Origin of the sequence: Chroococcus sp. FPU101, assembly GCF_017312365.1 — a bacterium.
Lineage (GTDB): Bacteria > Cyanobacteriota > Cyanobacteriia > Cyanobacteriales > Microcystaceae > Chroococcus.
In genome coordinates this window covers 299,667-323,209 of the sequence record NZ_BLJI01000001.1, presented here as the reverse complement: position 1 = coordinate 323,209, position 23,543 = coordinate 299,667, and the positions used below count along the sequence as shown (strand labels likewise).

The following is a 23,543-nucleotide window of genomic DNA, read 5'->3' as shown; positions in this document are numbered from 1 at the left end:
AAGTCCCTTAAGAATAGAGTTTTTGGAGTGAGAAGTGTTAGTGACTTTATCGTACCTACACAGGATTTCGCATGGTCACAAATTCTTCGGCTGCGCTAGGATGAATGCCAACGGTTGCATCAAAATCGGATTTTTTGGCACCTGTTTTAATTGCGATCGCCACTCCTTGAATAATTTCCGCAGAGTATTCTCCTACCATATGCGCTCCTACCACTTTTTCGGTAGCGTTTTCTACAATTAATTTCATCATCGTTTTTTCGTCTTTTCCTGTCAGCGTGTGATACATCGGACGAAACTTGGAACGATAAACTTTGATGCCATCCTTACCATATTTATCTTTTGCTTCTGCTTCGGTTAAACCGACTGATGCAGCTTCAGGGGTACTAAAAACAGCAGAGGGAATATTTTCATAACTCATTACACGAGGTTTTCCCCCAAACACCGTATCTGCTAAAGCGCGACCCTCATTAATCGCTACAGGTGTTAGATTAACTTTATTAGAACAATCTCCCACTGCGTAAATGTGTTCTACCGAAGTGACACTATATTCATTCACTGCAACTGAACCATCTACTATTTCTACACCCGCATTTTCTAACCCCAAATGTTCGATCATCGGTTGTCTTCCTGTAGCAGCTAAGGCAACCGCATCAGCAACTAATACCTCTGAGTTTGGATCACCTTCAATATAAATTTTAAATCCGTCTTTTGTTCTTTCGATCAAGGATGGCATACTATTGGTTAAGATGCGAATACCATGTTTTTCCATGCCTTCATGAATACCTGTTCGCACATCCTCATCAAACCCTTTAAGAATGTTATCACCCCGAACAATTTGGGTAACTTCTGTACCGAGTCCATTCATAATACAGGCAAATTCTACCCCAATATAACCAGATCCCAGAATCACAATTCGTTTTGGTTGATGGGGTAACTTGAACATATCATCGGAAATCAAAGTATGTTCGATCCCAGGAATATCGGGACGAAACGGATGTCCCCCAACAGCAATTAAAATCTTATCAGCCGTAATTTTTTCATCTCCCACTTCTACGGTATGGGGATCGATAAATCTAGCATATTTAGGAAAAACAGTCACCTTAGAATTATCTAACATCCGTTGATAGATGCCATTAAGACGGGTTACTTCTTGTTCAACGACATGATTCATTTTTGACCAATCTAGGTTACTATGAACTGGACTCCAGCCGTATCCCGTTGCTTCTTCAAAATGATCAGGGAAACGAGACGCATATACCATTAATTTTTTAGGAATACAGCCTCGGTTGACACAGGTTCCTCCCAAACGACTCACTTCTGCTAATCCTACTTTTACACCGTATTCTGCGGCACGTCTAGCGGTGGCTATTCCACCAGAACCACCACCAATGACAAAAAAATCAAAATCGTAACTCATACGTCGTTTATCCTGTTTTTAAACTGAAATCCAAATCGAAAAAAATGCTAATACGATCGCTCTTGTGGGGACAACCGTTATTAATGTTGCTGCTATGGGTTAGTGTACCTTTTCCTCCAATCAAAGAAGGAACTAACCCAAACATTATACTCGCACAGAATTTTAATTCTCGGCCGATCTGTCCTTGGGAGTTGGCAACTGATATCGAAAAGATTATTCAACGTCCAGAGTTTGTGCGAGCGCATTGGGGAATTTTAATTCAACCCCTCTACTCTGATTTTAACCTTTATGCCTTAAATTCTAAGAAATTTTTTACCCCTGCTTCTAATATTAAACTCTTAACGACAGCCGCCGCGTTATTAGAATTCGGTTCACAATTTGTGATCCGCACTTCTATTTATGGTCAAGGAAATACATCTAATTTACAGACTTTAAGATTAGTGGGTCAAGGTGATCCAACCATAACCACAGATACGCTAAAAACCTTAACACAACAACTCAAGCAACAAGGCATTCAACAGATCGAAAAACTAATCATTCAAGATGGTTATTTTAATAATTCGGGAATACCTCCGATGTGGGAATGGGATGATCTATTTTTTTCCTATGGTGTTCCTGCTAATAGTTTAGTCTTAAATGAAAATGCTTTTACTTTAATTTTAACACCTACACAAGTCGGTCAACCAGTAAAATTATCTTGGTCTGATCCAATAGCTGCTAAACAATGGCAAATTGAAAACTTAACGACAACTACTGATTCTACAACCGATAATACTATTGCAATTCAAGGTTATTTTGCCCAATCTCGTTTAATGATTCGTGGACAACTAGGAAATAAAGTTACTGGAGAAAAAATGATCGCCATTATTAATCCGACTCAATATTTTATCGACACCCTGGCACAATTTTTAGAAGCTGAAGGCATTACTGTTAAACAAAAACAAATTAGTTTAGAACATTATATCAATGATTCTGAACGAGAAATTGCTTTTTTAACTTCTCCAACTTTAGAGAATTTAATTCAAACCGTTAATCAAGACAGCCATAACCTTTATGCTGAAACACTTTTTAAGCTTTTAGAAGTTCAATCAAATGATTTTCGGACTTCTATTCTACAAAAACAACTCACACAATTAGGGATTGATTCAAATAATTATAAAGTAGTTGATGGTTCTGGTTTATCTCGGCATAATTTAGCAACACCCGAAACTTTTGTTTTACTTTTACAAAAAATGTCGCAAACTCCACAAGGAAAAGTGTATCGAAATTCTCTTGCAGTTGGTGGAGTTAATGGAACATTAGCCAATCGATTTAAAAGTACTACCATGCAAGGAAAAATACAAGCAAAAACAGGAAGTTTATCGGGGGTATCAACACTATCAGGCTATGTTGATCTTCCCAATGGTGAAACTTTAGTATTTAGTATTATGGTAAATTCTTCAGATCAGGCTAATTCAAACCTTCGTCAAGGCATCGATGAAATTATTTTATTATTAGGTCAATTGAAAAAATGTTCTTAACTATTGCTTTAGCTTTTTTTTAGAAAATTACCTAATTGTTGTTTACGCTGATTTAACTTTTCTTGTTGAAGTTTAATGATAATTTCTTCTAGCTGGATTCGGAGCTAACTCCATTTCTTGACAATTTCGATATGCTTTTGCAAGAGTCTGCTTAATCTTTTCTGGATCGCTTAAAGCCGCTTTAAAAATCATTGTAACCTCCAATCTAGCTTAATTTCTTCTAAACTACGCTTTTAAGCATCAATGCAGTGAGAGCGATGTAGTTTTTTGATGAATCGACTATATTGACATAGTATGAACCAATGACACCGCTACCTTTTGTATGACGACTATTCTCATTTTATACGCTTCCCTTGGTGCAGGACATCTGAATGCTGCTAAAGCTTTAACTGAAGCATTTCTGAATTATCCTGATGTAGAGGTTCTCACGCAAGATGCGCTAGAGTATGCGAGTGCCATCTATCGTAGTAGTATTACTCAAATCTATAAACAATTGAGTGAAAGAATTCCCACTTTATATAAGGCAATTTATGAAGGCACTGACGGTGATGATGTTGAAGAATCTCTAGATGGTAATCTCTCGGTTGCACGATTAGAGTTTCCATTTTTTAGAAAATTAGAAGATTTAGTGACTGAAACGAATCCCAATATTATTATTTCGGTTCAACAAATTCCCAGTCGTTTAATTCAGTTATTGAAACAAAAAAACAATCTATCAACTCCTCATTATGTTGTTGTAACTGATGCGATCGCCCATAGTAGTTGGTTAAACTATGAAATAGATGCCTATTTTTTGCCCAGTGAAATAGGGGTAAATATGCTTATTCAACGTGGGGCTAACCCCGAACGATTACACGTTACTGGAATTCCCATCAAATCAGAAGTCCTAGAACCAAAAAATAAAAAGGAGATGCGATCGCGTTATAACATTCCTTTAGATCAACCTGTCATTACGGTATTTGGTGGAGGTTTAAACCCGCAGCGCATCAAAATTATTCTGACTGATTTTCTGACGGTTTCTACCCCCTTAACCCTTGCTATTATTGCAGGAAGAAGCGATACATTACTCGACGCGATCGAAGATCTCACCGACACTGAACAGGTGAAATTCGTTAAACTAGGTTCGATCAACTATGTTGATGACATGATTGTGGCTAGTGACTTAATTATCACCAAAGCAGGTGGACTGATTACCAGTGAGATCCTAGCACGGGGGGTTCCGATGGTGATTATCGATCCCATCCCTGGGCAAGAGGAACAAAACGCCGATGTAATTTCTGCATCGGGGGCGGGTATACAGATACGTCTTCCTGAAATGGTCGCACAAACTGTGATGTATCTTCTCAATTATCCTGAGCGTTTAGCACAAATGCGTCAAGCTGCTTTAGCCACTGGCAAACCTAACGCGGCTCATAATATTGCTTCTTTTATTCTCAACGATGTCCATTCAAAAGGAGAAGAAAGCTTTGTTAAATAGTTCTGAATCTTTTCTCTGGGGTGTTGCTTCATCAGGATATCAAAGCGAAGGCGGTTATAATGGAATTGGGCAACCGCAAAATAACTGGTCAGAAAGCGAAAGGCACGGGTTAGTCATGTCTACGGGTAAAGCTGCCGATTTATGGTCGCATTACGAGGAAGACTTTCAAATCTGCCAAAATTTGGGTATTAATAGCTTTCGTTTGAGTCTGGAATGGTCGCGGATTCAACCTTGTACGACCCTAGAACCCATTGATCCGCCACCTTTTGATAAAAATGCCCTCGATGCTTATGCGAAGCTTATTGCCTCTTGTCGTCATCATGGACTTGAACCCGTAGTTACCCTGTCTCATTTTACCCATCCCGCTTGGTTGGGTTTGGATGCTTGGTTAGAACCAAAAACGATCGACTATTTTATTGAATATGTTCGCATGACGGTGACTCATATTAACCGTTCTTTGATTTATGAGTATCAATTACCGCCGATTTGCTGGTACATTACCATTAATGAGCCGAATATTTTAGTACCGAATACTTATTTAAGTACGATGTTTCCCTCTGGTGGTGCGTGGGGAACTCAAGCAGCTTTAAAGGCTTATAATAACTTATTGGTCGCTCATGTACGCTGTTATGATTGCATCCATAGCATTTATGAGTCGAATAATTGGATAACGCCTCAAGTTTCGATTAATACCTACTGTAGCGATTTATATTGGTCAGAAAAGGTCATTTGGGATTTATTATCGCTCAAACAAACGTCTATGCAGCGCGATCAACTCCCTAATTATTTTAAAACGCGATCGCAAGAATTAGAAAATGCTTTAATCATCGCCGATCTTCCCTTTAGTCGAGATCTTCCCTATCGCGTCGGATTAATTGCTCGAAAAATAGCCCGATGGTTCGGTCGCAAAAGTTTTAATTTTAAAGCATTTGAACCCTTTTTCCAGACTTTAGAATCAATTCCACGTTCTAAATTTTTCGATTACATTGCCATCGATTATTATGATCCCTTTTTCGCCCATACCTTCCGTTTGCCGTCGTTTTCAGATTTTGAATTTGAGGCTAAAGATTTTCGCGCTTGGGTGATGAGTGGAATTACGAGTAAATGGTGGGATTGGCGATCGCTCCCCGAAGGCTTACACTTTTTTTGTAAATATTATTCACAAATATTTGACAATTGTCCCATTTTAGTTGCCGAAAATGGGATGGCTCTACGTCGTAAACCCGATAATAGCATTGCCGCGCCACGTCCCGATGAATTGCGACGAAGTGAATTTTTAGAAGCACACGTTCAACAAATTAACCGTCTGCGCGATGAAGGCGTACCGATGATCGGTTATATTTATTGGTCACTGACGGATAATTATGAATGGGGATCGTATACACCGCGTTTTGGGTTATTAACGCTCGATTATGCTCATGGAACACAACGACTTGTAGAAGATCATTTAGGCGATCGGCCTTCTGAAACTTATGCTAAGTTAATCGAAGAATCAGCTAAAAAGTTATTGTGATCTTCTGAGATTATGTTTTAGACGGTCTAGTTTTCATCGTACACTTAATAAAGAAGGCTTTAGAAAATAGCTTTCTTTACTAGACCAACTGACGATTATAGTGAATATGTTATCAGCCGAACCATTAGCCCAATCAGGGAAACAGTATCTAGAGGCGCAAAATTCCCCTAATCAAAATCTTTTACCTCTTAGTGCAAAAATCAATCGTCAAAATCATCTAGAAATTGGTGGATGTGATGTCACGACTCTAGTCGCTCAGTATGGCTCACCGTTATATATTCTAGATGAAATGACGTTGCGAACTGCTTGCCGTCAATATCGAGATAGCTTTAAAAAATATTATTTAGGTGAATCTCAAGTTATTTATGCGTCTAAAGCTTGGAGTTGTTTAGCCGTTTGTGCAGTTATTGCCAGTGAGGGTTTAGGGTTTGATGTGGTTTCAAGTGGAGAACTCTATACCACTTTAACAGCCCTCGAACAAATGGGCATCACTGAGCAAAGTAAAAATAAAATTTATTTTCATGGTAATAATAAATCCGTAACAGAATTAAAATACGCGCTATTAATCGGCTGTAAGATTATTGTTGATAATTGGTTAGAATTAGAAACACTCGTTAAACTCGGTGCAGAATTAGGAATCGATTCAATTCCCATTTTGCTTAGACTCACCCCAGGGATTGAATGCCATACTCATGAATATATTCGTACTGGACATTTAGATAGTAAATTTGGTTTCGATCCGAATCAAATGGATGCTGTACTAACTTATGTCTCACAAAACCCGATTCTAAACTGTTTAGGACTCCATGCTCACATCGGTTCACAAATTTTTGAGCGTCAACCCCATCAAGATTTAGGGGGTGTTTTAATCGAGTGGATGCAAAAAGCCATTCATCAATATAATTTAGCGATTTCCGAAATTGATGTTGGTGGTGGTTTAGGGATTCGCTACACTGAAAGTGATGATCCCCCAAGTATTGAAGAATGGGTGAAAACGGTCTCAGAATCGATCACAAATGCTTGTCAAACCCATAACCTACCCCTACCGAAACTGATTGCAGAACCAGGACGATCGCTGATTGCTACCGCTTGTGTAACCGCTTATACCGTAGGAGGTCGTAAAGAAATTCCTCATCTACGAACCTATATCTCTGTTGATGGTGGGATGTCAGATAACCCACGTCCGATAACTTACCAATCTGTCTATCGCACTGTCATCGCAAATCGAATGACCACACCTTGTCAGGAAACCGTAACAATTGCGGGAAAACACTGTGAATCAGGAGATATTTTAATAAAAGACGCTCAAATCCCGAAAACAGAAGCGGGTGACATTTTGGTTGTTATGGCGACAGGAGCTTATAACTATAGTATGGCCTCCAACTACAACCGTTTACCTCGTCCTGCGGCGGTGATGGTCAATGATGGAGAAGCTAATCTGATTTTGCATCGAGAAACCAATGAGGATCTACTGCGACAAGATAGACTACCTTCGCGGTTACTTTAGGGTTGAGAAAAACGATCCTTTAAACCTAAGTTTATTTCAATGACCAAAACTGTGAGCATTCTTGTTTAATTCATCATTTTGATTTTCTTTCTCATGTCGGGTTTTTTTCCTGACCACCGTTTGCTAATTTCTTGGCTGATCTCCAATAGTACCGCGCTGATGGATATTGGATTAGTCCTCTCTCTGGTTTATACGATGCTCTTTATTGTTGGAGAACGTCGTACCCTGTGGATGGTTAGAGGATTAATTATCCTAATGTTGGCTTCGGTGATCAGCCAAAGATTAGGTATGGTATTACTTAGCTTTGTTATAGAAAAATTAGTTATCGGTTCATCCGTTGCCATGGCCTTTGTTTATCAAGCAGAGTTCCGCCGTTTTTTAGAACAATTAGGGCAAGGACAAATTCTACAACTCTTTAAACGAGGCTCACCCATACCGAAACCTGATAATGTGATTGATGAAATTGTAGACGCAGTTAAAGAACTATCGCAAAATAGAACTGGTGCTTTGATGGTACTCGAAACAGCCAGTAGTATTGATCAAAGAGATTTTGTCAATCCTGGGGTTAGTGTTAATGGCGAAGTGTCCAAAGAACTAATACAAACGATCTTTCAACCGAAAACCCTGTTACACGATGGAGCCGTTTTTATTCGAGGCGCAAGGATTATTTCAGCAGGCGTGATCTTACCACTTTCTGATCGCACTGCCTCCCGTCAACTTGGTACCCGTCATCGGGCTGCAATGGGAATTACCGAACGATTAGATAATTGTTTGTGTATCATTGTTTCTGAGGAAACGGGTTCAATATCACTCGCTGAACAAGGTTTGCTCAATCGTCCTTTAACCAGCAGTAAATTAAAAGAATTATTAGATGAACGGTTTTCACCCGCCGTAGAACGGGAAACTGTAACACCCAGTTTAGGCCGCTTAGGTCGTACAATTGGCATACAAGGCCATAATCTATACAAACTATTCTTTCTTAGATCATCGGCATCGACCCCTAAAAAGAAAAAATGACTGTTCAGCTTAAAGTGTTACAAGAATTACCTAGTGATCTCGATGAAAAACGCTTACCAAAGCACGTAGCGGTTATCATGGATGGTAATGGCCGTTGGGCCAAACATCGAAGTTTACCCCGCATTATGGGGCATCAGCGTGGGGTTGACACACTCAAAAATTTACTGCGTTGTTGTCGAGATTGGGGCGTTCCAGCTTTAACAGCCTATGCCTTTTCTACGGAAAATTGGGGTAGACCTTTAGAAGAAGTAGAATTTTTGATGACCTTGTTTGAACGGGTATTGCGACGTGAATTAAAAGAAATGATGGCAGAAAATGTCAAAATTCGTTTTGTGGGGAATTTATCGGCTCTCCCTGATTCGTTACAAGAAGAAATCGAAAGATCGATGGATGAAACCAAAAACAATACAGGGACTCAATTTAGTGTAGCGACCAACTACGGCGGACGACAAGAAATTATTCAAGCGTGTCGAGAAATAGCAACCTTAGTTCAGCAAGGTAAAATTAATCCCGAAGAGATTAATGAATCTTTGTTTGAACATCATTTGTATACAACGGGCATTCCTCACCCCGATTTACTGATTCGTACCAGTGGCGAAATGCGGATTAGTAATTTTTTACTCTGGCAAATGGCTTATGCTGAAATCTATGTAACCCGTACGCTATGGCCAGATTTTGACCGTCAGCATTTTCATCAAGCCTTACTAGCTTATCAACAACGCGATCGACGTTTTGGAAAAATCTAAAAAATTCTCAGATCTTTCCACCATCTGTTACTTGTATCGCTCATCATAGAAATAGACCCTATCATTAAATTTCATGTCCTCAACTCTACAGTACGCCTATTTTCCAGGTTGTGTTGCACAAGGAGCGTGTCGCGAACTCTATCAATCAACCGCCGTTTTAACACAAGCTCTTGACATTAAACTGATTGAACTCAAAAAAGCAGCCTGTTGTGGTTCAGGGACTTATAAAGAAGATTCCCAACTTTTAGAAGATACCGTTAATGCGCGTAATATTGCCCTGGCCGAATCTTTAAATTTACCTCTACTCACTCACTGTAGCACCTGTCAAGGCGTGATCGGTCATGTCGATGAACGGCTCAAAAAAGCTCAAAAGAATGATCCAAATTATTTAGAGCAAGTCAACAGCTATCTGACAAAAGAAAATTGTTCACCCTATCAAGGAACAACACAAGTCAAACATCTTCTGTGGGTTTTAGTGGGAGATTATGGATTAGAAAAACTCCAAGAAAAAGTAAAGCGCACTTTATCAAATCTCAATTGTGCGGCATTTTATGGTTGTTATATCCTCAGAGCGCAAGACACGATTCCCTACGATAATCCCTTTCAACCCGAATCAATGGAAAATGTCTTTCGTGCTGTTGGGGCTAATCCGATTTATTATCGCGGTAGAACACAATGTTGTGGGTGGCCCCTTTCAAGTTATGCTGAAGAAAAATCTTTTAGAATGGCAGCTAATCACATTCAAGAAGCGATCGATGCTGGTGCTGACTGTATGGTAACACCTTGCCCTCTGTGTCATCTGAACTTAGACTCTCGTCAAAAGGAAATCGAAAAAGTAACAGGACAAAAACTGGGTTTACCTATTTTACATTTACCCCAGTTAGTCGCCTTAGCGTTAGGAATTTCTCCACAAGAATTAGGATTAGATCGTCATCTAGTTTCTACTAAATCTGTTTTAGAAAAGCTAGGTTTCTAGAAATGGAACAAAATACACTCGTACAAGCCCATGTTTTGATTTCAGGTAAAGTACAAGGCGTAGGCTATCGCTATTATACGACCCGACAAGCTCAAACTCTCAAGCTTAATGGTTGGGTCAAAAATCTCCCCGATGGACGAGTTGAAGCTGTTTTTGAGGGAAAACGCCCAATTGTTGAAAAAATGATTCAATGGTGTTATCGAGGTTCTCCTAATGCAGTTGTCGCCGATGTCGCTGTTAAAATGCAAGCTTCGCAAGGATTAAGCGGTTTTGAGATGCGACGATAAAAGCACAAAAATACTGATTAGCAAGCCTTGTAAATTTTGTTTAACTAACTTTTTTTAACTAATGACAGCTACTCAATCATTCGATGAGCAATTGTTAAGAACAACAAAATTTTTCATGAGTTTTACTCGCTTTCTTCAAGTAACGCAACAATGATTAATATATATATGCTTGATTTTGTCAAGTAGATTTTATACAATATTATTAACGAATCAGACTATTTTAATTGAGTCGTAACCTCTCACTTCAAAAGAGAGGGTTAATAAAAAGCAATTAACCATTTACACTACTTGTTTAAAATGGTCTCATCACATTTAAAAAGATCTCGATGACTTAAAAACCTAGATCAAAGCAAATCGATAGTTAAGTTTAGTTAACAAAAAATAATATTATTTTTTGAAACAATGAGCTAACGATGAGCGGATCAATCACTCAAAAATTTAGGGAGGTAAGAGATATGAAACCCATGATTTGGCATCCCGAACCCAACGACAAAAAAGTGAATGTGTACTTAGACAGCATGAATCATGAACCCTGGTTAGCCATCTATGCAGGGATGATTATGTTGCTCGGTATGTTTACACTCTTGGTTTTATTAGGGGTTTTTTGAAAACCTAAGTATCCCATTAACACAGTTGTAGCTCAGCCACGACTAACCCAAAAATGTGTTTGAGGATTCGTGAATTAACTTGCATTTCAATCTGAGATCTTTTGAAATTTTGGATTAAAACTGAGATTACTTATCACTATTGAGATCTACAACTGTCTAACAATTTTATTTACACAATTAGAATTCTTCGTGTTAAGGTGAGCCTATTGCTCTTAGTTTAAATAATTATGGCTCCCTTACCTAATGATTTTGATAACGACTTGCCGCCGTCAAATCCTTCTCAAAACGAGCTAGATTTAGAACTTTCTCCAGCTAGAGTAAAAGCAGCTAAAAGACAAGCTCGGAAATGGTTTGCTATTCTTCTAATCATTGGACTGGTTTTAGGTGCAGGATTAGCATTTGGAGTAGTCAAGCTGATTAATAAGTTAGGATTAACTGAAAAGCCTAATCGGACACAACCGATTCAACAACCCTTCAAACAGTAATAAATCTTAACTTTTTTAGACCCCGTAGACAATTTTCATAATCCTAATCAAAGACCCTTGAAGTTAAACAATACAAAAGGAGATTAGAAGATTAACCTTACTCAATCTCCTTCAAGATTTTATTCAGTTTCCACTTTTAAAGGAACAGAAACCGATTTAGGCGTAAGAGAAATAGGTAAATAAATCTTCTCAACATGAGGCACAAAACCAAGCCATCTTTGAGAGACTTGAGCAAATTGTTGAGGATGACCACTCACCCCAAAACGAGTCGCCCTTGGAGCATAAGTATTTTTTAAGCCCATTAACTCCAGTTCTTTTTCAATAGCTAAAACAAAATATTTAGCGGGGTCTATTAATTGAACTGAGTTTGGCAAAAAGCTTTTAAACACAGGTTCCAGATGCTGATAATGAGTACAACCATAAATCAGCGTATCAATTTTCTTGTGTAATAGGGGTTTAATATATTCTTGAGCTACTTTTAGGGTATAAGGGTCAAGAATGCGATTTTGTTCAATTAGAGGAACAAATTCAGGGCAACCCACTTGCCAAACTTGGGCTGTGGGATCGATTTCTTGGATCGCTTGAGCATAGGCATTACTTTGCGCGGTTGCGGGTGTTGCGATGACACCAATTCGTTTTCCACGTTGTACGGCGGCTCTTGCACCGGGTAAAATAATTCCTAAAATGGGTAGAGGGCTAAATTCATCCCGAATCGTTTCTAAGGCCAAAGCAGAACTTGTATTACAAGCCATAATGACCATTTTCACTTTTTGTTGGATCATCCAAGTGACAATCTCTCTTACAAACTGCACAATTTCGCCTTGGCTACGAGTACCATAGGGAAGTCGCGCTGTATCTGCAAAATAGAGAATCGATTCATCAGGAAGTTTACGATATAGCTCCCTTAAAACGGTGAGTCCACCCACACCACTATCAAAAACACCAATTGGACTACGTTGGGATTCTCTCATGGAAAGAAATAATCAATGCGTTATGAATAAATGAATAAGTTGTTGATATTGAAACATGAATAACTTGTCAAGTAAATAAAATTTATCTTATAAAAAGTTATTTAGAGTCGATTTTGTCGAATGTATTCGATCACTCCTCTAGCGATCGCTTCAGCCATTTGACGCTGATAATTAGCATTTCTCAACTTTGGTGCATCTTCCACTCCTGTAACAAACCCTACCTCTATTAGTGTAGATGGCATTTTAGAATTTCTCAACACGTAAAAGCGAGCGCGACGGACTCCTCTTTCTTTAACATTCACACCTCGCACAATACTACGATAAATCGTATCCGAGAGACGACGATCACCAAAATAATACACCTCCAACCCACTAACATCGGGACGACCTGCCCCCATTGAATTCGCGTGAATACTGACAAACAGCGATGCTCCCGCTTTGTTAGCCAAATCGGTTCTACCTTGGAGACTGACAAAATAATCAGATGAGCGAGTCATCATCACATTAATGCCTTGTTGTTCAAGGATCTGGGCGACCATTTGAGAAATCGGTAAAATCACATTTTTTTCTTGCAATCCCCCGATCCCGATCGCCCCTGGGTCTTTGCCACCGTGACCCGGATCGAGAATTACTAAAGTTCTACCTTTTGGTGGATTAATCCTGGAGGGTGGCGTAGGGTTAGGTCGAATGGGTGGAGAAGTACTAATAATCGGCGGACGAGTCACTGGATCTGGGTCTAGGTCTGAAGTGGTCAGCGATCGTAGTTCTAGAGCCAAAAGCTGCTCCGAAGCTTGGAGTAACTGCCCTAGTTGATATCCTAGAGCAGGTTGCACCATAATCAGAACCGTATCGGCATCCTCTTGACGGACTCGTAACTGATAGACCCCACTTTTTTGGACTAAACGGGGGCCGCGAAAGTTATCCGAAAGCAGAGCGTTATCGATCCTAATTTCATAAACGCCCTGATTGAGATTCCAATTTCCGCTCCCTCGAATCGGACGATCCGAACGAATATTGAGTTGAGTATTCGCACTATCAAGATCGACCGATTGAATCGTCGCTAGTTGCTGTTGCGGTTGATTTCGAGGAATATCAATCGAAATCGGTGTGGGATCGCTTGGCGTGGTGTTTCTGTTATTAAAACTCGATAACCCCCCTTGTGGCAAAAGTACTAGCCCCCCAAATCGACTGTATAAAGCTTGCCAATCAGGGCTATCAGAAGAGACCGATAAGGTAATCCGCGCTTTTGAGTCAGATGATTGATCGAATTGAATTTGACTGACACCGTAGTTATTAACTGGAAAAGTCCGCCCTAGCAAATTATCGGCTAGAGACGCACCGGGTAACTCAAATTCAATTTTCTTGCGATCGCGGCTGCGGTTACTGCTAATTTTACGGTCATCTCCATTGCGATCAAGTCGAACGAATAGACCGTTACGAGTGACTTGGAAATCAGATGAAGTATTATTAGTCGTCGGTTCGCTTCGTGGGTTATCGGGTACAGGGGGCGGCGTATTGGAAGAAGTAGAGTTAATCCGTTGTGGCTCAGGAAGCTCTACCGTCCACTGAGTCGGCGAAATTCCTCGGATTTTAACCTGTTGGGGATCAACCGTGTATCCAGTGGCAATTTCAATCACTAAACGGGTTGTTTGTGCATCAAATTGACCAATGCGGACGCTTTTCACCGTACCACTGAAATTTTCGGTGATACTAGGTTGACCGAGTACGATTCCTGGAAGATCGATAACAACGCGTGTTGGATTTGGAATTAACTGAGCCGTTGGTTGCACCCTGTCGTCTGTGGTAAAGACGAGACGATTTTGATTGGGTTCAAATCGCCAAAAAACTAATTTACCTGCTTGGGCTGGTAACGCTAATAGAAAAGAACTAAAAGCACTCAGTAGTAGCCAGTGAAATCTCACAATGCTTGCTCCTATTGAGAAGTGAGACAACGAACATAAAAGAATCAACTACAAGGGACGTAGAGACTAAGCTCCAAGTTTCAGAAAATCCTAAGAAGATGGTTCCTGGGGATTTTCGGCTAGTGTCACACTGGGCTGATCTTTTTCAAATACGACCCTCAGCAAAGGAGGAGCGAGAAACGTGGTAATAATCACCATCATGATGATCGCGGTTTGAGTAGAAGCATCTAAAGCACCACTCGCAGCACCCACCCCTGCAAACACTAATCCTACTTCGCCACGTGGAATCATGCCAACTCCTATGGCTAATCGATTGAGTTGCTCTTTGCCAAAGATAGCAAAACCTGTAACTACCTTACCGAAGATGGCGACCACAATCAAGAAAGCAGCGATCGCTAAACCAGCCCGATTTTCTGGAATGGCTGGATTGAGAACACCTAAATCGGTTTGTGCGCCAACACAAACAAAGAATAGCGGGACAAATAAATCAGCAACTGGCAGAATTTGTTCTTCGAGTTCAGATTGTTTTGTGGTTTCTGCTAAAACTAAGCCTGCCGCAAATGAACCTAAAATCGCTTCTAGCTGGATGACTTGGGCAATATAGGACAAGATGAAGGCAAAAACTAAGGAAACGAGTAAGACTTTGCCTCGTGTTTGCATATTGTCCATTAGTTTGACTAAGAAAGGCCCTAAGAAACGACCTAACACGATCGCACCAATGAGAAAGACTGCGGCACTAATCACTAAAAAAATGACGTTAGTGATTTGTATTTCGCCCGTTTTGACTAAGCTAGAAACAACGGCTAAAACAATAATTCCTAAAACGTCATCTAGTACCGCCGCACCGATAATAATTTGACCTTCAGAGGAACTTAAACGCCCAATTTCCGCGAGAACCTTAGCTGTAATACCGATACTCGTCGCAGTTAATGCCGCCCCTGCAAATACGGACGGAATGACTGGAACATGAAACAGATAAACTAAACCCAAAGTCCCAAAAGCAAACGGAGTAACGACCCCAACGACTGCAACGATCGCCGCTTTCGGCCCGACTCGAATCAGTTCTTTTAAATCCGATTCTAAACCAATTTCAAATAATAAAATAACAACACCCAACTCTGAAAGAGAAGAAATCACTTCACTTTGAGATGAAAATACTGCTCCTGCCGTTTCTGGAGTTAGGCTCGATGTTAAATCCAAAAATTTCATCAGCAAAGAATCTTCGGCTGTTGCTCCGCTACTAGAAAAAACTAAAAGATTTAGAACCGAAGTTCCTACAACTACGCCACCTACTAATTCGCCTAACACTGGTGGTAAATTGAGACGGGTACAAATTTCACCGCCCAATTTACTCGCTAAGTAAATTACAACTAAGCTTAATAAAATACTAGCTAGGACTAGGGAACTATCGGCCGCTTCAACTTCGGCCGCCACCGCGATCAACTGAAAAGGAATTGAGAGTAGCAAACTCATCTAAACCACTGCCTCTTAAAAACTGTTCGGCCATATTTTGTCCAAATTTATCACAAAAATGCTTTTTCAGCCCTGTTGGTTAACAACAGAACCATCATGATGAGTAGGTTATTGATAACGCTTAAAATAGGCAAAATTTGGCAAAAAATGAACAGCTTACTAGGTTAATTAATCTTATTGTTGACAATTAATTACTTTTTTCATACTTAAGGCAGATGACAAAGTGAGCAAGTGGCTACAAGACTTCTTAGAATCCCTGACGCGAGACTAACTTTTCGATCATTGCTTGAGTTTCTTGTAACAACTGTCCTCGGCTATCAGTCATTTGAGCCAGACTCGGCACTAAATTACGGGCTTGTAACGCCATGTGGAGTTGTAATTCAGCGACGTACTCACAAATATTTTCCCGAGAAGTTTGTGCTTCAGCTTTTTGATTAAACCGATTCAAAGTGTCCCCCTTGTTGATTACAGTAAAGAATGCTCAACATCTATCCAAAGTATCATGTTGTCTATCCACACAATAGAAGGTCGCAACAAATTTTACATATTTCTCAATGTGGTTTAACATTTGTTTACATTTTAGAATTTTAAAATTTTATAAGCTCCCCATGCACCACAAGCTAAAGCAAAAAGGGTAACAAACATTTGATGACCTCCTTGGGTTTTTTCACCCCGTTTAGTCGTCATCAGTTCGACATCGAGGTAAGGAGAACCACCACGTCGAAACCAGCCGCGAACGGTGACAAGTTGATTGACATACACTAAAGGTCGAGGCAATAACGATAAAAGTTCGCCTATCCATCCACCCGAAGCTAAAAAATGAAGTTTAATTAATCCGCTATCCGTTTGTAGGATTAAATCTTGTCCTAGCCAGTTAGAAAGACCAGAATGTCCCAAAAGTCTGCCACTAAGCGTTATATACTGTCCTTGATAGGGTAAATCTGATTTACTCAATAAATGGGCTAAATCAGCTTCATTAGAATTTAAAGATGATTGCGGTGATGGAAAATAACGATTAGTCCAGAGAATGAGGGTTACACTAAAAGCAATTAAAACCCATGCTTCTAAAATTGGGTCTTGACTTTTTAGCCAGTTTAAGCGTCCATTGGTCGATTGATACAGAAAATTCAAAGCTACGTTTAGTAAAATAACGCTAGGGAAAATTAGGGGAAAGCGTTTACTAAAGCTAATCATGGAAAATACGATTAGTAAAATTAATAGCCAACCAACCCAAGCATTAAGCAGAGGATAAGATTTATACATCCAAACCAAGGGTTGGTAGTTCAATTGTTCGCTAAGTTTACCAATTCCCCAGAACAAACTTCTTAAAATGATGCCAAATGCTACGGCAAACACTAAAGCTTGAGGAATTAAGGGTAAGGTTGGATAACACTTTTTAATTTTGCTCCACAAGCCGTTTTGTATAGAGATAGGAGCATCAACTAATTTTAATTCTGGATCGATCTGCCAAAATTGGGCGCATTTTCCTAATAAGTATAAACGATCGCCGATCAAAGGATGAGACGAGAACAAGGCTAACCAGTGACGTTTAGGGTTGGTATAATCCCATTGAATCACATCAGGGAAAGGAATTTTAGGCGATATACTACCTAGACTCAAAACTTGTTGCACATCAACAGGAAGCAGTAGATCGAAACTTTCTAAGATTCTGGGTGTATAGCCACTTTTTACAATTTGTTCGCTCATGCCGATCGCTATTTTTAGTAAAGCACGACTTAAAGCGTTTGGATTTTTGGTTAGTTCTATGGCAAAGCGATCGCTATCATACACCCTTTGACGCGATAACCACAGCGTCGGCCATTTCCAAAACCAGTATAGACCATAAAACAAGGCAGCCAGCCAAGCTAGAGGTCTTCTGAGTACAGGAAACTTGATTTGTTCTCCTAAACTCGCGAGTTGCCAATAAATGAGATAAGGAATTTGTAGTAAGGTCATCAACAACGACATCAAAGATACATCACCATTGAGGAAATAACCTAACTGAGTTGCGTATAGGGTAGCTAATTCTTCATCGGTGAGACATTGGAGTAAACCATTACTGATCACGATTCTTGATTGAAAAGGTATTCCATAAGTCAAGAGTAATGGGGTTTGTGTTTGAATTATTTTAAGTTGTGGGCGCGATCGATAATATTTTTGACAATATTGATTAATCGTTTCACAAGTTTCTGGATATCGACTTTCTAAACGGTCTTGAGGGAATTTATCTAAGTGATAATACTGTTTGATAAAAACATCCAGTATCCAAGGGGATAAAATTAAGTAAATTCCCAAAATTGGAATTAAATTTGTACTTGGCGGGCTGGCTAAATAAAGTGATTCTAGATTAAAAAGGCTTTGGATTTTACCTAAAATAAGATTAATAAAATTATAAATGCTTTCAATCGTAAATTGGAGTAGCCAAAAATAGACAATTATAGTAGCCAGCATCATTGACCAAAGTCGGTATTTAGCCGTTTTTTTCATGATGCGCTTTCCCGTATAGCGACCCGCATTACTCCATTGTCGTTCTAAAGATTGCGATAAACTATTGTTTATATCAAAAGATGGCTTGAGAGAATTTAGATTAATTTTGTTCATTACATTAGCAGGGATACTAAGGACATTCGACAGCAAACACTCAGTAAATTTTAGGTTGTCTTCAGTTTGCCCATAATCATCAGCAAAATTGAGATTGCTAAAGTGATTAGTGTTAAATTTTGTGACCAGTTTAGCCGAAAAACACAGTAATTTATTTGACAAATCTTGCTCAATTGACATTATTTTTGACTTGTGATCGAAATCACATACAAAAAATAGAAAGTTTTGCTAGATCAATGGGAATAATAGAAGCGGTATAGCTGAAACTTGGGTGAGAATATGTCAAAACTGACCAACAATATTAATAAATGGATCAAACGGACAGGGAGTAGACTTAATACACTTTGTCGGTCATTGCTGTATTTTCGTCGAAATCAACCACAAGACGTAAAGCGGTTCAAAACCAGCAAACGAAAAAATACTTTACCAAGAATTAATATAAATCTGTTTTTAAGACAAAAATACAGCCGTAGAAAGCGTTTATTGTCAAAAGGCTTTATTTTACCGACGATTACCATGATTATGCTAGTTTTTAGCTTAGTGGCTGGCTCGATTTTGGTCAGAACCTCACAAAATACACAAGCAACGATCGGAAGTCGTCAATCCCAAGTTTCCTATAACCTAGCCACACCAGCCGTTGAACGAGCCAAATCAAAAATCGAATTTCTCTTCAAACGAGATTATCGCTTTCCGAACGGGATACCAACCGAAGAAATGTTAGAGCGCATGATGATCAACAAAAGCAATGATCCAGCCCTAGCAGGATATGAAGAGAATGGCGCATATTTAGATATTTATACTTTACCCAAAGAAACACGTATTGATACGAATGGTGATAATCAGCTAGATAATGCTTGGCTTTATGACACAGACATTGATGGTGATGGAGTTGATGAAACAGTCGTCTACTCTATATTAATGAGAAATAGTCGGCCGATCGGGACTAACAGTTATATCGGTATTGATGGTAAATATTCATATAGCCCAGCCAATTCCAAAAATAAAGTTTATTCGACTACTACACCGCCGACTGATAGCGAAAAAGCCTCCCAACTCATTACAAGAACAGGGCCTTTAACGCTGTTAAATGGCATGAGTCTAGCAAACTGTAGTATTCCAGGGGCGCAGGGAGAAAAAGTAGAAGGATGGTACTCGATTAATACAGCGACAGTCCGAAAAAACTTTCAAGTTAATGCAGTTGTTGTCAAAAAAAATGATGCTGTCCGCACCGTTTCGAGTGTAGAGTTTCAGCAAGACCGTCAAATGGATATGGGCAATAAATGGGGGGTTTGGTTTCGCTATGACCTTGAAGCCTATCCAGGCCCAGCTTTTAACTGGAATGGAGCTATGCACACTGAAGGAAATCTGCTTTGGGGTGATACGGGAGGCGGGACAGGAATTAGTGCTTATTTAATCAGTTCTCCTTTCTCTTGCCTTTACACCGAAGATGCCTCCGAAATTACTCTCGCCCAGTATGAAAACACAAATGGACAGATTACTTTCCAAGGTCAGATGCTCAACGCCAACCCTACACCAGATAATTATAATGGAATTTCCGAAGTTGATCTGTTTCCAGGAGCAGGAATTGCCCCCACTGGCAGTAATAAAGCAGTACACATGAAACAAGACACTGATTCTGTCAAAGATAGTCTTCAAACGGGTTCACCCTATCAGTTTAGTCTTAATCCAATTACTGTTTTTACTGAAGATCGTTCTATTTCTCGTTACACTAGCGATCCAACAAACGCCTCTGTTCGCTCCCCAAACTGGATAGGTAATTCGTCTAATCTTGATCATAGAATGCTTAACAAATTGATCAGAAGACCCTATCTGGATGATACTTATCGCGCTGATGATCGCTGGGGGCCTAAACCCAGTTATACTCATACGATTAAAGTTGGGCCTACTAAATATGGAGAAAAAATTACAGGAGCCTATCTTAATGAATTGACTAGAGAAAACCCCCCCGCCGCTTTTCCCGATGATGTGGGTTTAGATGGTTACTGGGAAAGACGGGCCAGAGTTGAAGGTTTACGGCTGATTGTTGGGCCGCGTTTAGATTTAGGTAATACCTTCGGATGGAAAGGTAATAATGATCCGCTTTATCCACCCAATAACACATCTTTAAAAAATCTGGCTCGGCAACGACGTACCTTGCGCGATAATTTAGCAGCAGTTCAATCGACCCTAATTTATCACTATAACAACAATACAGATTTTCCAGTTGCAACATTAGCGACAACAGTTCATCCTGGAACAACACAAAGCCTCGCTCAGAATACCAATTTTAATCTCTTACCCTATAAGTTTCAAAACGTAAATCTAGCCATTCCAGATCCAGTCGAGAAAGATCATGTCTATACCAACTTTTTGACAGGAGTCGGGACGAATGGCTGGGAATTTAATCCACCAGGTAACGTAACCAATCAAGCAGATTTCGCGGCACTGATTGAAGATAATACTAATCCTCTGAGAATCGCCCTAAACAATCTGGCTCTTTTTGCAGGTGACTCTGATGGCGGGTTTCCTCCTAAAAAAGAAATGGTCAAGAAAATTATTCATCCCCATCCAGACTATATGATGTGGGGCAACTTCTCTCAACTCAGACAAATTTTGCTAAATGCGAATGGGAGTCCGAAAACTACATTAAATTATAGTGATTTGAGTATCGCTGATCGCACCACTGTTCAAACGGCCGCATCAACTATCGGACTTCTGGCTTATAACCTAGATAGTTTGAGAAGAATGAATGAAGCGTTTATCAACAATTCTGGTATGACAGCATTAGGGGAGCAGTTTTGGCAGTTGCTCGATGGTAATTCATCTAATGGGGAAATTAATGATTTAGTCAATCCTCCCGTTCCTTTCCCAACAGGTTACATTCGTGGTGGTGATGGTAATGGCAATGGGATTAAAGATGAACTCGAATTTTATAGTCAATTTACGCCCGAACAATATATTAATGCTTTGCTACAAGCTAATGGTTTAGGTTCGCAAGCCAACAAAGAAGAGCTAATCAATAAAGCCACAATGTTGATCACGTATGCTCAAGTCGAACGCGATCGCCTATTTGGATTTCAACAAGGTGATTCTCCTGTTTTGACCGGCCCTGCTCCAGGCTCAACATGGACTCCAAATACTCTGCTCACCGTTGGAAATGGAAGTAATGAAGGTACGTTTAAACCACCTTGTGATCCTGAAATTTTTAGCGATATGGTCGGTACGAGTAATGGAAAAGAGACTAAAAAAATGGGTATGGCGATGGCACTGTGTTTAGTTAATATGCCGCCGAAATATCCCTCTTTGTACTTTATTTTCCCCAAATATAATCATAATTATCTCGGACTAATGCCTGGCTCAGAGAATGGTTATGGCCCTGGAGATAATCAGCCTGTCAGTGAAGAGTATATCGCGGATACTTATCTAGCATTAGATCGTGACATCAGCGATGTTTTTAAAGTACTTAAACCTGTTTTGATCAACCCTGCACCAATAGTCTCAGATAAGTATAAAGATGATGAAAGCAGTCTAGCTTCTATTGCACTGCAACCCAAAACTTTAGATGACTCTTTATCTGACTGGAAACTACCCAGAATAATCAGTTCCAGCGATCCCACACCGACAGGAAACACGGGTGATCGAGTCAATAACATTGTTTTCACTACAAACAATGTTAACTATGCTCGTATACCCTTCTTAGATAAGGCTTTTTATGATGCTCGGCAGCAGATGGTGGTTCGCGCTCTTGATGTTGACCTGAAAATGTTGAAAGATAATTCACTTGGGACAGACACTTGGCTAACCAAGAGTGGAATTATTTATGCTTTCCGCGAAGATGCCATTCGAGAAGACGACATTGCTAGACCGGCGGGTACAACTTTTACTAATTGTGATACCGAAGCAGAAGTCTTTAACACTAATTGTCGGATGAATGTAAGTGATGCTATACCGCAAGACCCACCCAATAACGGGTTGACTGGAGTAAGCCTCAAACCTGTTGATTACTATCCAGATCCAGACCGTCGTCCCCACAGTTTCCGTCTGATCAATGGCTCAGATATCAGTCGCAGTGGAACGAATATGGGTTTTTCCTTTATTAGTGATAATCCAATTTATATTCAAGGGAATCTTAATCTTCACCAAAATAGTTCAGGACAACTGCTCGAAGAATTTACTCAAAAACTAGATGGTAGTTGGTCAAATTTTTATACTCGAAATACTCTGGATACGAATTTTGCCAGACCTGCATCTGATCGCTGGCGACCTGTTGAAATCTTGGGTGATGCGTTAACGGTTCTTTCTAATAACTTTTGCGATGGTACGATTGAAGATGGCTTTACGAACACGAGTAATACTTGTTTTTCGGGGTCTACCTCCTCCTATCTAAACAGTACTTTAGCCAATGCCAATACGAATACTTGGACGAGAGAAAATCCCAACGACCTAACTTCTCCGATTGCAGTGACTCGCAATGCTGACATTCGCCTGAGTAATGGAAGTGTATTTACTAATTACCGAACTCTTGGCAATGGTAAAACGAGAAATCCTGCCATTAATACTAGCATGAATGCAATTTTTATTAATGGTTTAGTCCCAGCGCGTCGTTTTCAATCTTACGGGGGCTTGCATAACTTCCCGCGCTTTATCGAAGACTGGGATGGCGATGATCTAAATATTACGGGTGCCTTTGTGCAATTAAAATTTAGTACATATGCGACGGCTCCTTGGGATCAGGAAGCCTGGGAACCAGGAGAAAATCCCTCAACAGGTGAAACCATACCCTTTTATGCACCGCCAAATCGCAAATGGGGTTATGACGTAGCCTTGCAGTATAACGCTCCCGGCCCTGTAGCTGCCCGTTTTATTAGTGTCGGCAGTCCTCGCAACGAATTCTATCAGCAACTAGCCGCCGATGATCCCTATACCAAGCAGTTACGCTGTCTGACGGTTAACGGCAAAAAAATCGACCCAAGAGCCACAGATTGTCCTTAAAACAGAAAAATTCCCCCACTTTGGTTGGGGG

At 39.9% G+C, this 23,543-nt stretch carries 17 protein-coding genes; 11 read left to right on the top strand and 6 right to left on the bottom strand.

Going from position 1 to position 23,543, the window contains the following annotated elements:
- Window positions 1–55: 55 nt before the first annotated feature.
- On the bottom strand, window positions 56–1,417 hold the full coding sequence (gene gorA / locus CFPU101_RS01300; RefSeq protein WP_206813529.1) for a glutathione-disulfide reductase: 1,362 nt from the start codon (window positions 1,415–1,417) through the stop codon (window positions 56–58).
- Between the two features lie 44 nt (window positions 1,418–1,461).
- On the opposite strand from gorA, the gene dacB reads away from it, so the two are divergent.
- The 10 genes from dacB to CFPU101_RS01245 all read left to right on the top strand — a co-directional run bounded on the left by dacB (window position 1,462) and on the right by CFPU101_RS01245 (window position 11,553).
- Window positions 1,462–2,937: a D-alanyl-D-alanine carboxypeptidase/D-alanyl-D-alanine-endopeptidase gene (gene dacB, locus CFPU101_RS01295; RefSeq protein WP_206813528.1), complete on the top strand. Its 1,476-nt coding sequence runs from the start codon at window positions 1,462–1,464 to the stop codon at window positions 2,935–2,937.
- A 322-nt stretch (window positions 2,938–3,259) separates the two neighbouring features.
- A complete protein-coding gene (locus CFPU101_RS01285; RefSeq protein ID WP_206813527.1) occupies window positions 3,260–4,414 on the top strand; it encodes a glycosyltransferase in 1,155 nt (384 codons plus the stop codon).
- Complete coding sequence (locus CFPU101_RS01280; protein WP_206813526.1) at window positions 4,404–5,927, top strand: glycoside hydrolase family 1 protein; 1,524 nt, start codon at window positions 4,404–4,406, stop codon at window positions 5,925–5,927. The genes CFPU101_RS01285 and CFPU101_RS01280 overlap by 11 nt, the downstream gene beginning before the upstream one ends.
- Before the next feature lie 106 nt (window positions 5,928–6,033).
- Window positions 6,034–7,434: a diaminopimelate decarboxylase gene (gene lysA, locus CFPU101_RS01275; protein WP_206813525.1), complete on the top strand. Its 1,401-nt coding sequence runs from the start codon at window positions 6,034–6,036 to the stop codon at window positions 7,432–7,434.
- A 93-nt stretch (window positions 7,435–7,527) separates the two neighbouring features.
- Window positions 7,528–8,451 carry a diadenylate cyclase CdaA gene (gene cdaA, locus CFPU101_RS01270; protein ID WP_206813524.1) on the top strand — a complete coding sequence of 308 codons (924 nt, stop codon included), beginning with the start codon at window positions 7,528–7,530 and terminating at the stop codon, window positions 8,449–8,451.
- Complete coding sequence (uppS, locus tag CFPU101_RS01265) at window positions 8,448–9,197, top strand: polyprenyl diphosphate synthase (protein WP_206813523.1); 750 nt, start codon at window positions 8,448–8,450, stop codon at window positions 9,195–9,197. Before cdaA ends, uppS begins: the two co-directional genes overlap by 4 nt.
- 73 nt (window positions 9,198–9,270) lie before the next feature.
- A complete protein-coding gene (locus CFPU101_RS01260; protein ID WP_206813522.1) occupies window positions 9,271–10,173 on the top strand; it encodes a CoB--CoM heterodisulfide reductase iron-sulfur subunit B family protein in 903 nt (300 codons plus the stop codon).
- 2 nt (window positions 10,174–10,175) lie between these two features.
- A complete protein-coding gene (locus CFPU101_RS01255) occupies window positions 10,176–10,460 on the top strand; it encodes an acylphosphatase (protein WP_206813521.1) in 285 nt (94 codons plus the stop codon).
- Between the two features lie 455 nt (window positions 10,461–10,915).
- Entirely contained in the window at window positions 10,916–11,068 is a 153-nt protein-coding gene (locus tag CFPU101_RS01250; protein ID WP_206813520.1) for a hypothetical protein, read from the top strand.
- A gap of 227 nt (window positions 11,069–11,295) precedes the next feature.
- Entirely contained in the window at window positions 11,296–11,553 is a 258-nt protein-coding gene (locus CFPU101_RS01245) for a hypothetical protein (protein ID WP_206813519.1), read from the top strand.
- Between the two features lie 119 nt (window positions 11,554–11,672).
- On the opposite strand, the gene murI is transcribed toward CFPU101_RS01245, so the two are convergent.
- From murI to CFPU101_RS01220, 5 genes are all read right to left on the bottom strand, one after another.
- Window positions 11,673–12,524 (bottom strand): glutamate racemase, encoded by an 852-nt coding sequence (murI, locus tag CFPU101_RS01240; protein WP_206813518.1) that lies wholly within the window; start codon window positions 12,522–12,524, stop codon window positions 11,673–11,675.
- Between the two features lie 101 nt (window positions 12,525–12,625).
- Complete coding sequence (locus CFPU101_RS01235; RefSeq protein WP_206813517.1) at window positions 12,626–14,446, bottom strand: N-acetylmuramoyl-L-alanine amidase; 1,821 nt, start codon at window positions 14,444–14,446, stop codon at window positions 12,626–12,628.
- A gap of 90 nt (window positions 14,447–14,536) precedes the next feature.
- Window positions 14,537–15,919, bottom strand: coding sequence for a cation:proton antiporter (locus CFPU101_RS01230; protein WP_206813516.1), 1,383 nt, complete (start codon window positions 15,917–15,919; stop codon window positions 14,537–14,539).
- A gap of 247 nt (window positions 15,920–16,166) precedes the next feature.
- Window positions 16,167–16,367, bottom strand: coding sequence for a hypothetical protein (locus CFPU101_RS01225; RefSeq protein ID WP_206813515.1), 201 nt, complete (start codon window positions 16,365–16,367; stop codon window positions 16,167–16,169).
- A gap of 131 nt (window positions 16,368–16,498) precedes the next feature.
- Window positions 16,499–18,700 (bottom strand): M48 family metallopeptidase, encoded by a 2,202-nt coding sequence (locus CFPU101_RS01220; protein ID WP_206813514.1) that lies wholly within the window; start codon window positions 18,698–18,700, stop codon window positions 16,499–16,501.
- A 99-nt stretch (window positions 18,701–18,799) separates the two neighbouring features.
- Between CFPU101_RS01220 and hpsA the strand changes: the two genes are divergently transcribed.
- Window positions 18,800–23,512: a hormogonium polysaccharide biosynthesis protein HpsA gene (gene hpsA / locus CFPU101_RS01215; RefSeq protein WP_206813513.1), complete on the top strand. Its 4,713-nt coding sequence runs from the start codon at window positions 18,800–18,802 to the stop codon at window positions 23,510–23,512.
- The last annotated feature ends 31 nt before the right edge of the window (window positions 23,513–23,543 follow it).

Coding starts and splice junctions, on each gene's coding strand:
- gorA (WP_206813529.1), bottom strand. CDS start 1,417: ATGAGTTACGATTTTGATTTTTTTGTCATTGGTGGTGGTTCTGGTGGA.
- dacB (WP_206813528.1), top strand. CDS start 1,462: ATGCTAATACGATCGCTCTTGTGGGGACAACCGTTATTAATGTTGCTG.
- CFPU101_RS01285 (WP_206813527.1), top strand. CDS start 3,260: ATGACGACTATTCTCATTTTATACGCTTCCCTTGGTGCAGGACATCTG.
- lysA (WP_206813525.1), top strand. CDS start 6,034: ATGTTATCAGCCGAACCATTAGCCCAATCAGGGAAACAGTATCTAGAG.
- cdaA (WP_206813524.1), top strand. CDS start 7,528: ATGTCGGGTTTTTTTCCTGACCACCGTTTGCTAATTTCTTGGCTGATC.
- uppS (WP_206813523.1), top strand. CDS start 8,448: ATGACTGTTCAGCTTAAAGTGTTACAAGAATTACCTAGTGATCTCGAT.
- CFPU101_RS01260 (WP_206813522.1), top strand. CDS start 9,271: ATGTCCTCAACTCTACAGTACGCCTATTTTCCAGGTTGTGTTGCACAA.
- CFPU101_RS01255 (WP_206813521.1), top strand. CDS start 10,176: ATGGAACAAAATACACTCGTACAAGCCCATGTTTTGATTTCAGGTAAA.
- CFPU101_RS01250 (WP_206813520.1), top strand. CDS start 10,916: ATGAAACCCATGATTTGGCATCCCGAACCCAACGACAAAAAAGTGAAT.
- CFPU101_RS01245 (WP_206813519.1), top strand. CDS start 11,296: ATGGCTCCCTTACCTAATGATTTTGATAACGACTTGCCGCCGTCAAAT.
- murI (WP_206813518.1), bottom strand. CDS start 12,524: ATGAGAGAATCCCAACGTAGTCCAATTGGTGTTTTTGATAGTGGTGTG.
- CFPU101_RS01230 (WP_206813516.1), bottom strand. CDS start 15,919: ATGAGTTTGCTACTCTCAATTCCTTTTCAGTTGATCGCGGTGGCGGCC.
- CFPU101_RS01220 (WP_206813514.1), bottom strand. CDS start 18,700: ATGTCAATTGAGCAAGATTTGTCAAATAAATTACTGTGTTTTTCGGCT.
- hpsA (WP_206813513.1), top strand. CDS start 18,800: ATGTCAAAACTGACCAACAATATTAATAAATGGATCAAACGGACAGGG.